This window comes from Micromonospora sp. WMMD1155 (assembly GCF_029581275.1).
GTDB lineage: Bacteria > Actinomycetota > Actinomycetes > Mycobacteriales > Micromonosporaceae > Micromonospora.
The window spans coordinates 6,073,061-6,087,661 of the sequence record NZ_CP120742.1 but is presented as its reverse complement, the minus strand read 5'-3'; the positions used below and the strand labels follow the sequence as shown (position 1 = coordinate 6,087,661).

The 14,601-nt window shown below is 71.9% G+C and carries 13 protein-coding genes and 1 pseudogene; 5 read left to right on the top strand and 9 right to left on the bottom strand.

Features of this window, described 5'->3' with window-relative positions; genetic code table 11:
- The 6 genes from O7617_RS27760 to mptB form a co-directional block, all read right to left on the bottom strand.
- On the bottom strand, positions 1-255 hold the full coding sequence (locus O7617_RS27760) for a hypothetical protein (protein ID WP_282259165.1): 255 nt from the start codon (positions 253-255) through the stop codon (positions 1-3).
- Between the two features lie 28 nt (positions 256-283).
- The gene (locus O7617_RS27755) at positions 284-712 is read right to left on the bottom strand and encodes a hypothetical protein (protein WP_234582446.1); all 429 of its coding nucleotides are present in this window, start codon (positions 710-712) and stop codon (positions 284-286) included.
- 17 nt (positions 713-729) lie between these two features.
- Positions 730-1,899, bottom strand: a complete 1,170-nt coding sequence (locus O7617_RS27750) for a hypothetical protein (protein ID WP_282259164.1) — start codon at positions 1,897-1,899, stop codon at positions 730-732.
- Between the two features lie 37 nt (positions 1,900-1,936).
- Positions 1,937-2,878, bottom strand: a complete 942-nt coding sequence (locus tag O7617_RS27745; RefSeq protein ID WP_282259162.1) for a hypothetical protein — start codon at positions 2,876-2,878, stop codon at positions 1,937-1,939.
- 250 nt (positions 2,879-3,128) lie between these two features.
- Positions 3,129-4,406 (bottom strand): glycosyltransferase 87 family protein, encoded by a 1,278-nt coding sequence (locus O7617_RS27740; RefSeq protein ID WP_282259161.1) that lies wholly within the window; start codon positions 4,404-4,406, stop codon positions 3,129-3,131.
- Complete coding sequence (mptB, locus tag O7617_RS27735; protein ID WP_282259160.1) at positions 4,403-5,806, bottom strand: polyprenol phosphomannose-dependent alpha 1,6 mannosyltransferase MptB; 1,404 nt, start codon at positions 5,804-5,806, stop codon at positions 4,403-4,405. Before mptB ends, O7617_RS27740 begins: the two co-directional genes overlap by 4 nt.
- 187 nt (positions 5,807-5,993) lie before the next feature.
- Between mptB and O7617_RS27730 the strand changes: the two genes are divergently transcribed.
- The 3 genes from O7617_RS27730 to O7617_RS27720 all read left to right on the top strand — a co-directional run bounded on the left by O7617_RS27730 (position 5,994) and on the right by O7617_RS27720 (position 8,205).
- On the top strand, positions 5,994-6,803 hold the full coding sequence (locus tag O7617_RS27730) for a hypothetical protein (protein WP_282259159.1): 810 nt from the start codon (positions 5,994-5,996) through the stop codon (positions 6,801-6,803).
- Between the two features lie 261 nt (positions 6,804-7,064).
- Positions 7,065-7,667: a hypothetical protein gene (locus tag O7617_RS27725; RefSeq protein ID WP_282259157.1), complete on the top strand. Its 603-nt coding sequence runs from the start codon at positions 7,065-7,067 to the stop codon at positions 7,665-7,667.
- A 37-nt stretch (positions 7,668-7,704) separates the two neighbouring features.
- Positions 7,705-8,205 carry a hypothetical protein gene (locus O7617_RS27720; RefSeq protein ID WP_282259155.1) on the top strand — a complete coding sequence of 167 codons (501 nt, stop codon included), beginning with the start codon at positions 7,705-7,707 and terminating at the stop codon, positions 8,203-8,205.
- Positions 8,206-8,516: 311 nt separating this feature from the next.
- On the opposite strand, the gene O7617_RS27715 is transcribed toward O7617_RS27720, so the two are convergent.
- Positions 8,517-10,142: an anibiotic ABC transporter gene (locus tag O7617_RS27715; protein ID WP_282259154.1), complete on the bottom strand. Its 1,626-nt coding sequence runs from the start codon at positions 10,140-10,142 to the stop codon at positions 8,517-8,519.
- 185 nt (positions 10,143-10,327) lie between these two features.
- Positions 10,328-11,224: pseudogene (locus tag O7617_RS27710) on the bottom strand (ABC transporter ATP-binding protein); the annotation flags it as partial.
- Positions 11,225-11,332: 108 nt separating this feature from the next.
- On the opposite strand from O7617_RS27710, the gene O7617_RS27705 reads away from it, so the two are divergent.
- On the top strand, positions 11,333-12,115 hold the full coding sequence (locus O7617_RS27705; protein ID WP_282259153.1) for a TetR family transcriptional regulator: 783 nt from the start codon (positions 11,333-11,335) through the stop codon (positions 12,113-12,115).
- Positions 12,116-12,161: 46 nt separating this feature from the next.
- On the opposite strand, the gene O7617_RS27700 is transcribed toward O7617_RS27705, so the two are convergent.
- The gene (locus O7617_RS27700) at positions 12,162-13,940 is read right to left on the bottom strand and encodes an ABC transporter ATP-binding protein (RefSeq protein WP_282264884.1); all 1,779 of its coding nucleotides are present in this window, start codon (positions 13,938-13,940) and stop codon (positions 12,162-12,164) included.
- A 97-nt stretch (positions 13,941-14,037) separates the two neighbouring features.
- On the opposite strand from O7617_RS27700, the gene O7617_RS27695 reads away from it, so the two are divergent.
- Positions 14,038-14,460 carry a MarR family winged helix-turn-helix transcriptional regulator gene (locus O7617_RS27695; protein WP_282259151.1) on the top strand — a complete coding sequence of 141 codons (423 nt, stop codon included), beginning with the start codon at positions 14,038-14,040 and terminating at the stop codon, positions 14,458-14,460.
- Positions 14,461-14,601 lie beyond the last annotated feature (141 nt).

The following is a 14,601-nucleotide window of genomic DNA, read 5'->3' as shown; positions in this document are numbered from 1 at the left end:
TCAGGACCGCCCGTCCAGGTGCTCGGCGAGGCGGGCCAGCGCGAGGTCGGCGAGCGCGTCGGCGTCGAGGGCGCCGCCGGCGGCGACCACCTCGATCTCCACCGGGAAGTGGTACGCGATGACCGCGCGGTCGTCCTCGGCGACCTGCTCGGCCTCGGCCTCGCTACCGGCCGCCGGCAGCACCAACTCGCCCGCGTGCACCAGGGCCAGCCCGGTACGGGTGACCCGGGCGGCACGGCCGGCACCGGTCGTCATTCGTTACCTCCGGTTGATCGTGGTGGGGTTACGGCAGGACGGACGGGTCGCCGGTCTTCGGGTCGACCGAGGCGGCCAGGCTGAAGCCGCTGAAGGTCGCCGCCGGAGCGCCGGAGATGGTGGCGGTGGTCGGGGTGGCGCTGGTGATCAGGCAATCCCGCAGGACGAAGGACGAGAACGCCCAGTCGTCGCCGGTGTGCTCCAGCAGCGCGATGTCGAACAACTCCCCGTCGAGGGCCAGCTTGGTGAGCCGGCCGGCGACGTCCCCGATCGCCTTGACGGTCATCGTGAAGTTCATCGACACCGGCGCGTGGATGACACCCATATGGGTCACCTCGCACGAGTGCAACGCCTCGACGTTGAGCGAGAAGGACGGGCTGAACGAGTCGATGGGGCTGATCAGCACCGTCTCGGTGCCCTTGGTGTACTGCACCGCGAGGCGGGTCTTCCACTCCATGGTCTGGTTCCTCCGGGTCAGAACTTGGCCACGAGCGTGACCAGCAGGCGGCTCACGGCCGGGCCGTAGGTGACGGTGACGACCAGGTCGACGGTGCGGTCGGCCCGGGCGGCGGTGACGATCGAGGTGTCGGTGGCGGTGCGCGCGACCTCGGGGATGGTGAGGATGTCCAGCACCGGGATCTCGATGGTGTAGTCGTCGATCACCGCCTGCCGCTTGAGGGGGCCGAGGATGCCGTCGACCTGGGTCTTCAGCAGCGTCATGCCGGGCTTGGTGATCCGCGCGTCGCCGACCAGGCCGATCAGGCCCGCGCGCAGCATGAACTCGATCTGGTCGAGGGTGCGCACCAGGTCGACGTGCAGCAGGCTGGCGTCGGAGGTGAACAGTCGCCCGTCGGCGAAGTGCAGGCTTTCCCCGGTGATCAGGGTCGGATCGATGATCGGCGTGAGGTTGGCCTCGGAGAGGGCCTTGATCTCGGCCGGGCTGTACTGCTCGGCGACCGGCATGGCGACCCCGCGGATCTTCTTGAGCACGATGCTGTGGTGCACCGGCAGCCCGGCCACGGCGGCCATCGCGGCGGTGGCCGCGTCGCCGTCCGCGCCCCGGGCGGCGATCATCACCATCCGGCTGGTGCTGCTCTTGAGCGGGTTCGCGGTGGCGGTGACGTCCGCGACGTAGGTGGGGCTCTTGTCGGTGGCCGGGTTGACCATGGCGAACCCGATCCGCCGCTGCCCGGCTGCGGACATCGTCTCCACGTGCGCCTTCAGGGCGTGCAGTCCGGTGGGCGCGCCCGTGCCGGCGGGGTTGCCGACGCTCGACTCGTTGGCCAGCGACACCATCGTCACGTCGTCGGCGGCCTCCAGACCGCCGAGCGCGGCGGCGTAGTCGTCACCGGCGACCTTGACCCCGTACACCTTGGACGGGCGCGGGTCCTGCAGGAACGCCAACTCCAGCGAGTTGTAGAGGGCGTTGCGGACGACGTTGCCGGCCTGCCGCCGGGCGAAGTTGGTGACCGCGTCGTCGAGGGTCTCGATCCGGACCGGCGTGTTCGCCGGCGCCGAGCCGCCGTCGGCAGTGGACGGCGCCTTGCCCACCACGGCGATGACGCCCGGGGAGCGCTGCGCCAGCGGGGCCGGTGGTGGCACGATCCGGACCTCGATGAACGGGAATGCTGCTGTCGGTGCCACGGGTCCTCCCGGACGATGTCGCTACTGGTCTGAGTTCTCAGCTGGAGACGGCGGCGAGCCCGATGCCGCTGCGGGAGAGCCACTGGCCGGCCCTCGCGAACCGGGCGGCCCGCTTCTGTGCGTCGGTGCCGGTGTCGCCGCCGGGCCACCCGTCGTCGTCGAACGTCTCGATGGGGACCACCCAGACGGCGACCACCCGGTGCCGCCGTCGGACGTCGTCCGGCGCGGGCACGTCCAGCCCCGACTCCTCGGCGCGGGCCCGCACCAGGCGGGTTTCGACGAGCAGGTCGGCCAGGGAGAAACCCTTGTCGCGGACCAGCACGGCGGCGGCGAACGGCAGTGGGCGCGGGGTGGGTGGGGCGGCCGACGGCGCGGCGTAACGCAGCTTCACGGTGGCACCGGCGGCCTGCCCGCGCATCCGTGTCACCAGGTCACCGGCGTTCGTGGCGCCGACCCCCGCGAGCAGCCGGTCCAGGTGCGCGTCGGTGAACGCGGCCGGTTGGTGCAGCCCGGCTCGCAGCCGGGTCACCAGCCGCGTGCGGCGCTCGGCCTCCAACTGCGCCGGATCGGTCGGCAACGCACCCAGGTCGGCGATGATCTGCGGGTCCACGTCGAACGCGGGCACCGCCACGTCGAGGTCCTCGACCCGGTCCCGGGCAGCGCTGGTGCGCACCACCAGACTGCCCCGCCACAACGCGTCGATGCGCAGCGCCGAGCCGCCCAGGCCGTGCAGGCGTACGCGCAGTTCGGTGCGGGTGGTCCCGCCGGAGCCCAGCCACTCCCCCTCGGCCACGGTGACGGGGGCGGCGGCGAAGCCGAGGGTCAGCTCGTCGAAGACCGCCGCGTACGGCGGCGCGACAGGCATCGCCTCGGTGTCGTACGCGGCCTCGACCAGGTGCGCCAGCGACGCGTCGTCGAAGAGCGACGCGCGGGTGCCCGGGTCGGCCAACCGCACCAGCACCCCGTCGACGAAGTCCACCGCACGGCCTCCCCGCTACCCGCGCCGAGGCACAGTGCCCGGCTCGGCACGAGGATCGCGAAGAGCCCGTCACCCGACCGTCACCACCACCGTCACCGGCCCCGCGTACCGCCCCGACTGTCGGGAACTGAGCACCCACACAGGCGATGCCGAGGCGGGCGGAGTTACTACCGAGCGATATACCTCAGAGTCATATTCATACCTCTGAGTCATATCGCCTATCGGACCATCCGCCGCCGGACTCCGTCACTCACCGTGAGTCGTCGCGGACCCCTGCAGCCGGCAGCGACTCAGCGCGCGGCGGCGAGGTCGCCGAGCACTGTGAGCGGCAGGGCACCTCAACTGCTCCGCAATGCTCGGTCGACCGAGGATGATCCTTCCCCGGGTCGGCACGTCCGACCGGAAGGAGCACGAGCATCCCGATGCTGACCCAGACGTACGCGTTGGCGCCGAGGAACCCCAGCGGCCCGGTCGACCCGTTGGCGAAGACCCAGACCAGCCCGCTACAGAGCACGACGTACCCGGCGACGCCCGCACGTGCCCGACGGCGGGCGCTCGGGTCGGCCGGCGGCCACGGCAGCGTGGACGCCGCGAGCACCACCAACCCCGGCACCAGCCACACCAGGTGGTGGACCCAGGTGACCGGGCTGACCAGGCACGCGACGACACCGGTCAAGGCGAAGCCGGCCCGTTCGTCGCCGACGCGCACCGCGCGGCGTGCCCGCGTCGCCCACACCACCAGCACGACGGCGACCAGCGCCACCCACAGCCGCCGTTCCGGGTGCGTCGGGTCGAGCCGGGCGACCACGCCGAGCAGGGACTGGTTCGACACGTACGCCAACCGGCCCACCCGGTCGGTGTCCCACAGCGCCTCGGTGAAGAACGTGCGGGTGGCGTCGGGCGCGAGCGCCGCCGTGACGGTGGTGGCGGCGACGACGGTGCCGATGGCCGTGGTGGCGGCCCGCCAGCGCCCGGTGACCAGCAGATAACCGATGTAGACCGCCGGGGTGAGCTTGACCGCGGCGGCCAGCCCGGTCCCGACGCCGGCCAGCCGACTGCCCCGCTCCACCAACCACAGGTCCAGGTAGACCAGCGCCACCAGCACCAGGTTGACCTGCCCGAAGCTGACCGTGTCCCGCACCTGGTTCAGACCGGCCAGCAGGCAGCACGACAGCGCGAGCGCGTACCAGCGGCTCCACCCGTGCCGCCGCGCCAACGGGTCCACGAGCAGGTGCAGCAGGAACGCGACGGCCAGGGCGGTGAGCAGCAGGTTCGCCACGATCGTCGGGTACCAGGCCAGCGCGGCCATCGGCAGCATGGTCGCGGCGGCGAACGGCGGGTAGGTGAAGCCGTAACCGTTGCCGGTGGTCCACTCGTACAGGTCACCGCCGCGCGCCCAGTGCCCGACCGCGCCGTGGTAGACGCCGACGTCGAACCATCCCCGGTGACCGGGGAGCACCGCGATCACCACAGTGAGGACGGCGGCCAGCCCCGCCACCGTGGCCGCCCGACGCCGGTTGACACTCATCGCGCCACCCGCAGGGCGACCGGTGGCACCAGCAGGCGCAGTGAACCGACCGCGAGCAGCCCGACCAGCACCCCGGCGGCGGCCAGCATCGCCTGCCCCGCGTCCGGTCCGAATCCACTGGGCAGCGCCACGAACGCGAGCACCACCGCCCCCGACGCCGCCACCGGCCGGGCCCGCCCGTGCGCCGCCGCCGCGACCAGGACCAGACCCCAGAGCGCGTACCAGGGCCGGGTAGCCGGGCCGAGCAGCGCCGCCGCCAGCAGCACCAGCCCCAGCGCGTACGCCGGGCCGAGTCGCCGCCGATGCCACCACGCGGCGACCGCCACCGCCAGTGCGGCGACCACCCCCAGCGCCAGGCAAAACCGCATCGGGGCGTCGCCCAGGTGCAGACCGGACCGTCCGGCCGCCCGCACCGCCACCCGACCGAGCGCGCTGGACACCGACCAGCTGTGCCGGTACACCGGAGTGCCGAGCGCGCCGACCCACCCGTACCCGATGCCGGTGGCCCAGGTGACAGCGGCGGCGGTGCCCACCGCGACCCCGGCCGTGCGCGCCACCGAGGTCGGAAGCCCGCGGTGCCGCGCGGCGAGCGACACGACCACCAGCAGCGCGACCACTGCCGGCACCTTGACCAGCGCGGCGAGGGTGACCAGCACGGTCGCCGCGCCGTAGCGGTGCTCGAAGGCGAGGCTGAGCCCGGCCACCAGCAACCCCAGCATCACCGCCTCGTTGTGCGCCCCGGCGATGAGATGCAGCGGTACGAGAGGGTTGAGCACGCCCAGCCAGAGCGCAGCCGACGGGTCGACGCCACAGTGCCGGGCCAGCCGGGGCAGGTACGCCACCAGCAGCGCCACCCCGGCCACCGCGACCAGGCGCAGGCCGAGCACACCCAGCACCAGCTCACCGCCCGTCACACCACTGATCGCGGCCGCCACCGCGAGGAACACCGGCCCGTACGGCGCGGGGGTCTGCTGCCACATCTGCGGCACCTCCACCGCCAACGCGCCGCCCAACCGGGCCACGCCGTGCCGGTACACGTCGATGTCGGCGAGGACCATCGCGCCCTGCGCCAGATAGCTGTACGCGTCCCGGCTGAACAGCGGCGGCGCCACCAGCAGCGGTCCCGCCCAGCAGGCCAGGGTGAGCGCGGCAGACCGGCGATCGACGACCTCGTCGGGTGCGTGCCGGTGCCGCCCCGCCCACCACCAGGCGGCGACGAGGAGGGTCAGGCCGGCGTACCCGCAGAGCAGCCCCGGCCCCGCGAGCTGCCGCAGCGCGCTCCACCAGGCCGGGTGCGCGCCGACGGGCAGCGCCCCGGCGGCCAGGCCGGCGCCGGACAGCAGCGTGGCACCGACGCCCCCGAGCAGCCGGTACGCGACGACGGTCGGCAGTGTGCGCACCCGGGCAGGATGTCGTTCCGGGCTGACCGGCACGCGACGCCCCGACGATCACCAGACGACGGCGTGGTGTCGTACCGGCTTCGTCGTCGACGGCGCTCCCGGCCCGGCCCGCCGACGGCGTGGCTACGGGCATATCGGGCATTGGTTGTTAGCGTGGGACGCGGATCCGAGGCCGTGGAGGGGTGCCATGACGGACGCCCCCGACGGCAGACCGAGGCCCCCTGCTCAGTGGCGGCGCCGAGGCACTCGCGCACTGGTCGTCGCCCGCGACGGCAGCGTCCGCGGTTGGCGGTGGTGGGCGCGGAGCTGGGATCGACTTGTCGCCGCGCTCCAGGACGAGGCACCCGTCGGACCCGCCGCCGCACCGGCACCGTCCGGCCCCCTCATCGAGCAGCGCGACGCGCCCCGACTGATCGCCGTGCCCGCCAAGGGCTACGTGTACTCGTTCTACGTCCGCGCCACCTTCGCCTGGTCGTCACCGGCGACCATGCGGGCGGAGGTGCTGAGCTGGTACGTGCAGTACTTCCAACCCAACGCGATCCAGCGGCTGACCCGCCTCGCCGCCGACGCCGCCCGGGACCTGCCCCCACACCGGGCCGCTGACCTGGAAGTGGCGTTGCAGCAGGCGCTGGCCGAAGACCCCCGGTGGCACTACCAGCGGGGCGACATCGTCATCACCTGCCGCCCCGACGCCGCCGTCCGCCTCGACGAGCGGATCATGCCGGCGCTCCAGCCGCACGTCGACCGGATGGTGGAACTCGAATACCAGTTCGAGGAGCAACTCCGCAAAGCCCGGTACGCCGAACACCTGAGCCGCCAGTGGGCGACCATCCTCAGCGACGACGCCGACGACCAGGACGTGGCCGACGCCCGCGACCAGCTGCTCACGGCGCAACGGGACGCCGCCCGCTGGATCACCGACCTCCTCCGCCGCCACGGCGACCACCCGTCAGACCCGCCGACCACACCCCCGATTCCTGCCCAGCCGACCCCGTAGGCCGTCCTGTCGGGTGCGCAGCAATCACTTCTTGCCGATAACGGCAAGCAGAATAACTGTCTGATTATTGTCAAAGGCCGTGCGATATGAGGCCCGTGGCGAACTCTCTGATCTGGCAGGTGCCCGTAGGTCACATTACCTCGACCGTTCTGACGATAGGCGTCGTCCGCTAGGTGGCGAGAATAAGCAAGCACGAACGCCGAGATATCGGTGCCATCGTCTGCGGAACCCGCTCTAACATGGTCAGCCGGGGAGGATTACATGGGACTGTTCAGCAAAAAAGAGAAGCAGAGCCGGAAGCTACCACCGCAGCCGCCGACCGTGACGCGGGATGATCTCGACGACGCCCGTCAGGTCGTTCAGGATTTCCTCGCGGTGGTCGGAAACGACGCGATGATGCGAGTCACGGCACTGGCGGTTTCGCGCGCCGGCGGCGGTCCAGCTGATGTCGAGGCGTCCATGAGAAACGCCTTCGAGACCGGCGACAGCGGAATCGATCGACCATGGCACTGGCTCGCCGCAGTATGCCGGGAGGCTCGGGCGGCAGGAGACGTCTCACTGATCGCCGCAGTCGCCCTCTTCGTCAACATCTGGGACACCCAACTGCGCCACAAGATCCAGCTTGGCGACACGATCGACATGATGCTGGGAGCACCTCCGGCTCTTGTCACCGACGAGGTCTACTCGATTGCGGTGCTGACTCTACCCGGCACCTTCCCGAACCAGACGGTCGTCAGCAACGCGAGCGGGTCCGTATCGATCCGTCAGGTGCAGATGAAGTGCGCGATTGATGTCCTCGAGGCGGGCGCCGCGATTACCGCTGAGGTCAGATCTGCGGCACAACGGCTCCTCGACCACCCATGACGCCGTCGATCGAGCGCACTCGGCGAAGGGACTTCTGATGGATCTGCTGCAGCTGGCACGTCGACAACTCGAGCAGACCAAAAACGCCCTCACCAACATCGGCTTGGAGTACGTCGAGCTCGGCCCCTTTGTGATGGGAGTCGGCGTCGCAGTCCCCTACGGGCCGACGGATTACGTCGTCATCTCGATTTCCGGCGGCGGCAGTGAATCCGTCCTGAACCTGACCTCGGGCGTCCTCCAGGATGTCCCCCGAGACCCCCTTCCCATCCTCAGCGTCTGCAACGACATCACTCGCGACAATCCAACCTTCCCGCACTTTCTCCACGACGCGGAGGCCGGTTGGGCTGTGCTGGTGCAGCACCGCACACTCGCCACCGTCTTGTACGACGCGCCGGCGTTGATGCGCGTGGTCGTCGAGAACCTTCCCGTCGTCGCGCGTGACAGTCGCGAGAAGCTAGCTGCGGCTGGAGTGGTGGGCCGCCCCTACGCGTGGAACTCCGAGGACGCCAACCACCTGCTCATCCGCTCAATGATGTAGGAGTCCGGACTGCTGCAATGAGCAGACCGTCCGTCGATCGCCTACGTGTGGCCGAAAGACCCTGCCGGGAATGCCGCTTATCGTGGGCCGTCACGAGCAGGCAGCCGGCGGGTTGCGCGGGTGGCCCGGGTTCCCGGCGCCTGCTCAAGCCGGGTGACCTTCAGCCCTCGTCGCACGACCACGGGTGGCGGCTCGATGAGCGCGCCCCGTCGCATGTTAGCCGAGGTGATCGTTGACAACTCAGCAGTACAGAAGTCGGTGTCGATCTGCTCTACTGCCAACGATCATGGGAAGCACCTCGCGACAGCGCGTCAGCTCGGCACGTCACGCGCGCGGAAGGCCGTCACTCCGACGGCGAGGAGCGCCGCGGCGACCGCCGTCAGCACCACCAGGGGCAGCGCCGCCGGGTCGACGGCGGGCACGGACGGCACATGGGTGTACGGCGAGAGGTCGAGCGCGGCCTGGGGCAGCTTCAGCACCGCACCGAGTTGCCCGAGCAGCAGGAAGACCAGCAAGATCGTCCAGGACAGCACGACCGACCAGCGGGGCAGGAGTCCGAACACTGTGGTCACCACCCCGGCCACGACGAGCAGGGCGGGCAGCCGCAGCAGCGCGGCACCTCCCAGCTCGAGCGCCTCGCCGAGCGGGTCGCCGGTGACCAGCCCGTAGCCGAGGCCGGTGGTCAGGCCGGCGAGCAGCAGCAGCGCGACAGCGCCGAGGGTCGCGGCGAGCACCTGGGTGCCGAGCCAGCGGGTACGGCTGACCGCGGTGGCGAGGGCGGCTTCGAGCACCCCGTCAGCCTCGTCGCCGCGTACCCGAAGGAGGGCCTGCACCACGTACGCCCCGATGGTCAGGGCGAAGAGCCCGAGCATCGCGGCCAGGTACGCGTCGACGAGAACGGACCCGCCGCCCATCGCGCTGATCGCCTCGGCGGCTGCCGGGTTCTGGTCGATCATCGCGTTGAACTCGTCGCCCGCGATGCCCATGGAGAAGCCGAGGACGGCGACGCCGACCGCCCAGCCGAGCAGGGTGCCGCGCTGCATGCGCCAGGCCAGCCCGGCGGGGCTGAGCAGTCGTGGCGCGCCGTTCGCCGGTCCGCGTCGGGGCGCGATCAGCCCGGCGCCCTGGTCGCGGCGCTCCGCGAGGGCGTACGCCACGGCCACTCCGGCGAGCAGCAGCGCGACGGGCAGGGCGAGGACCCACCAGCGTTCCCCGCCGAAGGCCCGCACCTGGTTGCCCCAGCCGAGCGGGGAGATCCACGAGGGCCAGGCGCTCTGCACACGGGTGCCGTCGGCGCTCTGTTGGCCGAGGACGTCACCGGCGGCGCGCAGCACGAAGGAGAGCCCGACGGTGGCGGCGGCGAGCGCGTTGGCGCCCCGGGAGGTGACGGAGAGCTGGGCGGTGACCGCGGCGATCGCGGTGAAGGCGACGCCGACGCCGCCGATCGCGGCGGCGGCCGCCACGGAGCCGGCCAGCGGCAGACCCGCGCCGATCAGCGCGAGGGCGAGCAGCGCCGCCGCGCACACGTTCGCGGCGACGATGACGAGCAGCGCGGCGGTCAGCGGCGCGTACCGGCCGACGACGGAGGCCCCGAGCAACTCCGCCCGGCCGGTCTCCTCGTTCTGCCGGGTGTGCCGAGTCACCGCGAAGGTGCTCAGCAGGGCGACGATCAGGGCCAGCGTCACGTACGTCTCGGCGACCACCACGGCACCGAGGTCGGTGCCGGCGATCGGACCGTTGAACGCCCGGGCGACGAGGCTGGACGCCGACGTGGTGGCGTAGCCCTGGCGGGCCGCCTGGTCGGGGTAGATGCCGGCGACGCTACCGGCGAGGGCGTAGCCGAGCAGCGGCGTGCCGAGGACCCAGATGGCGAGGCGGATCCGGTCGCGACGCAGCACGAGCCGGGCCAGCAGGGCCGTGCCGGTGAGGGCGCTCACCGGGCACCGGCCTGCGGCGCGCCGGCCGACGAGTCGGCGTCCGAAGCACCGGGGGCCGGAGCATCACCGGCCGAGCCATCACCAGCGGAGCCACCACTGGCGGAGCCACCACCGGGCGAGCCACCGGCAGCCGAGCCACCACCGGCAGAGCCACCGGCAGCCGAGCCACCACCGGCAGAGCCACCGACGGCCGACGCGCCGGGGTCGTCGCCGTAGTGGCGCAGGAAGAGCTGCTCCAGGGTGGGCGGGGTGCTGGTCAGGGCACGCACGCCGGAGCGGACGAGCTGACCGAGCAGCTCGTCGAGGTGGGCCGGCTCCACCTCCAGGTGGGTACGCCCGTCGACCTCGTGCACGTCGTGCACACCGGGCAGCGCGTCCAGACCGGTGAGCGGACGGGCGGTCTCGACGGTGACCGCCGTGCGGGTGAGGTGGCGCAGCTCGGCGAGGGTGCCGGACTCGACGGTGCGGCCCTCGCGGATGATGCTGACCCGGTCGCAGAGGGCCTCGACCTCGGCGAGCACATGGCTGGAGAGCAGCACCGTCGCGCCATCCTGCTTGAGTCGCCGGACCTCGTCCTGGAACACCGCCTCCATCAGCGGGTCGAGGCCGGAGGTGGGCTCGTCGAGCACGTACAGCTCCACCGCCGAGGCGAAGGCGGCGACGATGGCGACCTTCTGCCGGTTGCCCTTGGAGTACGTGCGGCAGCGGCGGGTCGGGTCCAGGTCGAAGCGCTGCAACAGCTCGTCGCGGCGACGCCGGTCGAGGCCGCCGCGCAGCCGACCGAACAGGTCGATGGCCTCTCCGCCGGTGAGGTTGGGCCAGAGGCTGACGTCGCCCGGCACGTACGCCAGTCGGCGGTGCAGGCGGACCGCGTCGCGCCACGGGTCGGCGCCGAGCACCTGGGCGTCGCCGGAGTCACGGCGGAGCAGCCCGAGCAGGATGCGGATGGTGGTGGACTTGCCGGAGCCGTTGGGCCCGAGGAAGCCGTGCACCTCCCCCTGCTCGACCCGCAGGTCGAGCCCGTCGAGCGCCCGGATGGCGCCGAACGTCTTGACCAGGTTGTCGATCGAGATGACGGGCATGGCCCCTCCTGCGGTGGATGCGTCGACCAACCCCACTGTACTGACCGAAGGTCAGGCATATCAACGGTGATGGCGGCCACCGGTCAGGGCGCGGCTAGTCTTGCCGGCATGACCGCCGATCCCGCGGACGACACCCGCACCCGGATCCTGCGCGCCGCGCTCGACCTGTTCGCCGAGCACGGTTACCAACGCACCTCGCTGCGGCAGATCGGCGAGCGGTTACGGCTGACCAAGGCCGCGATCCTGTACCACTTCCCGGCCAAGGAACACCTGCTCGCCGCGCTGGTCGAGCCGTTGTTGACCGATCTGGAGGCGTTGCTCGACACCGCGCGGACGCAGCCCACCGAGCAGGCGCGGTGGACGGTGCTGGAGGGTTGGGTGGACGTCATGCTCGCCCACCGCCGCCCCCTCGGCATGCTCTTCCACGACATCGCGCTGATCGGCCGCGGCGACACGTACCACCGCCTGATGGAGGTCGCGATGCGGGCCAACGACCTCATCGCCGGGCCGGACGCCGGACGGCGGGAGCGGGTGCTGGCGACCCAGGCGGTCGCGGCGTGCAGCGATCCGATCGTCTTCTTCGTCGACGTGTCCGACGAGGTGCTGCGCGCCGACATGCTCGACGGCGTACGCCGACTGCTGACGCCGACCGCCGCCGTACCCGAGCGGGACGGGACCACGGCGGGCCCGGCGCCGGCGCGCGGCACCGCACCGGACGCCGCCCCGACGAGCGGGAGCCGACGACGGCCGGGACGACCGCGGGCGCTGGGTCGGGAGCAGGTGGAGACGGCCCGGCGGATGCACGCGGCGGGCACCCACTCGGTGGACGCCATCGCCGCAACGTTGGGTGTCTCGCGCGCCACCGTCTACCGACACCTCGACGCGGAATAATGAGACAGTTTTAGCGACGATTTCGAGACGGTTGTGAGGGAGAAGCTCAGGCCGCCAGTGTGGCGTAGCGGCCGTTGCGGTCCAGCAGGCTGTCGTGGGTGCCGGCCTCGACGATGCGGCCGTGGTCGAGCACCGCGATCTGGTCGGCGTCGCGGACGGTGGAGAGCCGGTGGGCGATGGTGATCGTGGTGCGGCCCTCGGCCAGCACGTCGAACGCGCGTTGCACGGCCCGTTCAGTCTCGGTGTCCAGTGCGCTGGTGGCCTCGTCGAGGACCAGGATGCGCGGGTCGCGCAGCAACGTGCGGGCGATGGCGAGCCGCTGCTTCTCGCCGCCGGAGAAGCGGTGACCGCGGGAGCCGACCGTCGTGTCGTACCCGTCGGGCAGCCCGGCGATCAGGTCGTGGATCTGGGCCGCGCGGGCGGCGTCCTCGATCTCCGCGTCGGTGGCGTCCGGCCGGGCGTAACGCAGGTTCTCCCGCACCGTGGTGTGCAGCAGGTACGTCTCCTGGCTGACCACGCCGACGATCGCGGCCAGGTCGGCCAGGCGCAGGTCCCGCAGGTCGACGCCGTCGACGGTGATCCGACCGGCGGTCGGGTCGTGCAGCCGGCTGACCAGCCCGGCGAGGGTGCTCTTGCCGGACCCGGTCTCGCCGACCAGGGCGAGGCTGGTGCCGGCGGGCACGTCCAGGCTGATCCCGGCGAGGGCTGCGGTGTCGCTGCCCGGGTAGCCGAAGGTGACGTCCTCCAGGCGCAGATGACCGCGCACCCGGGCGGGGTCGAGGCGGACCGGCTCGGCGGGGTCGGCCACATCGACCGGCAGGTCCAGGTACTCGAAGATCCGGGCGAACAGCGCCAGCGACGCGGTGAGTGAGACGCCCACGTTGAGCAGGCCCATCAGCGGCCGGAACAGGCCACCCTGCAGGGCCGTGAAGGCGACCAGGGTGCCGATGCTGAGCGTCCCGGCGGTGCCGGGCAGCCCGGCGGCGAGGTAGATGACCGCCGGTACGGCGGCGAAGATGATGCTCATCGAGGCCATCCGCCAGCGGCCGGCCAGTTCGCTGCGCAGCTCCAGGTCGACCAGCCGGGCCGAGGAGGCGCTGAACCGCTCGATGAGGGCCGGGCCGGTGCCGAGGGTCTTGGCCAACTGCACACCGCTGACCGAGAGCCCTTCCTCGACGGTGACGTTGAGGTCGGCGAGTTCGCGTTGCCGCTGGGCGGTGATCTCCCGGCGCATCCGGGCGACCCGGCGGGTCAGCCAGACGGCGGGCGGCAGCACCACGAGCGAGACGAGGGAGAGCTGCCAGGAGAGGGCGACCATGGCGACCGCGGTGGCGACCACTGTGGTGAGGTTGGCCGCGACGGCGGTGGCGGTGGAGGTGACCACCGACTGCATGCCGCCGATGTCGTTGGTGATCCGGGACTGCACCTCGCCGGTGCGGGTGCGGGTGAAGAAGCCCAGCGACTGGCGCTGGAGGTGGCTGAAGACGTCGGTGCGCAGCCGATGCATGACCTGCTGGCCGACCTGGGTGGAGATCCAGGTCTGCACGACGCCGAGGGCGGAGGTCACCGCGGCGACGGCGACCATGCCGAGGACCAGCCAGACCAGCAGGGTCACGTCGCCCTGCGGCAGCGCCCGGTCGATGACGGCACGCAGCAGGAACGGGCTGGCCATCGCGATGATCGAGGAGAGCACGATGATCGCGGTGACGGCGGCGAGCGCGGGCCGGCGGTTGGTGAACAGGCGGCCGATGCGACGCAGCGACACCTGGCGGGCCTGCGCCTTCTCGTCGGCGCTGACGGTGCGGTGGCCGCGGTCGCGGCCCATGGGGGTGGGTTCCAAGGAGCACTGCCCTTCGGTCGGAGACATTACTGAGGTTACCTCAACATGAGGGAACAACCACATCTGCTGCTACCGTATTCCGGTGACCGAGCACACCGCCGACGACGACAGCCTGGCCGAGACGTTCTGGGCGGTGGCGTCCCGCTTGCGGCGACAGACGCGCGAGTCGTTGGCGCCCTGGGACGTCACCCCCAGCCAGTCCCGGGCGCTCGGTGTCCTCAGCCGCTACGGCGAGGTACGCCCCGGCACCCTCGCCGAGCACCTGCGCATCGCGCCCCGCTCGGCGACCGAGGTCGTCGACGACCTGCAGACCCGTGGGCTCGTCGAGCGCCGAGGAGACCCGGCCGACCGGCGCGCCACCCTCGTCGCCCTGACCGAGGAGGGCAACCGGGTCGGCACCGCCATCCGGGCCGCCCGCCGGGCCGAGGCGGACCGCTTCTTCGGCCACCTCGACGACACCGATCGGGCCGAGTTGGCCCGCATCCTGCGCACCCTGCTCGACTGAGACGGCGTCAAGCCCTCGGGGTTTGTCCCCCGCGCGCCCGGGTAGCCAGCGGCCCCGTTTCCACCGCGGGCCCCGCCACCACCAGTCGGGGAGACCTGACAGGAGGGGCCATGTCCGCCCTGAACCAGCACCGTCCCACCT

What these genes read in the sequence shown, in the direction of transcription:
- O7617_RS27760 (WP_282259165.1), bottom strand. Translation starts at nt 255, where the DNA reads ATGACGACCGGTGCCGGCCGTGCCGCCCGGGTCACCCGTACCGGGCTG.
- O7617_RS27755 (WP_234582446.1), bottom strand. Translation starts at nt 712, where the DNA reads ATGGAGTGGAAGACCCGCCTCGCGGTGCAGTACACCAAGGGCACCGAG.
- O7617_RS27740 (WP_282259161.1), bottom strand. Translation starts at nt 4,406, where the DNA reads ATGAGTGTCAACCGGCGTCGGGCGGCCACGGTGGCGGGGCTGGCCGCC.
- O7617_RS27730 (WP_282259159.1), top strand. Translation starts at nt 5,994, where the DNA reads ATGACGGACGCCCCCGACGGCAGACCGAGGCCCCCTGCTCAGTGGCGG.
- O7617_RS27725 (WP_282259157.1), top strand. Translation starts at nt 7,065, where the DNA reads ATGGGACTGTTCAGCAAAAAAGAGAAGCAGAGCCGGAAGCTACCACCG.
- O7617_RS27720 (WP_282259155.1), top strand. Translation starts at nt 7,705, where the DNA reads ATGGATCTGCTGCAGCTGGCACGTCGACAACTCGAGCAGACCAAAAAC.
- O7617_RS27705 (WP_282259153.1), top strand. Translation starts at nt 11,333, where the DNA reads ATGACCGCCGATCCCGCGGACGACACCCGCACCCGGATCCTGCGCGCC.
- O7617_RS27700 (WP_282264884.1), bottom strand. Translation starts at nt 13,940, where the DNA reads ATGGGCCGCGACCGCGGCCACCGCACCGTCAGCGCCGACGAGAAGGCG.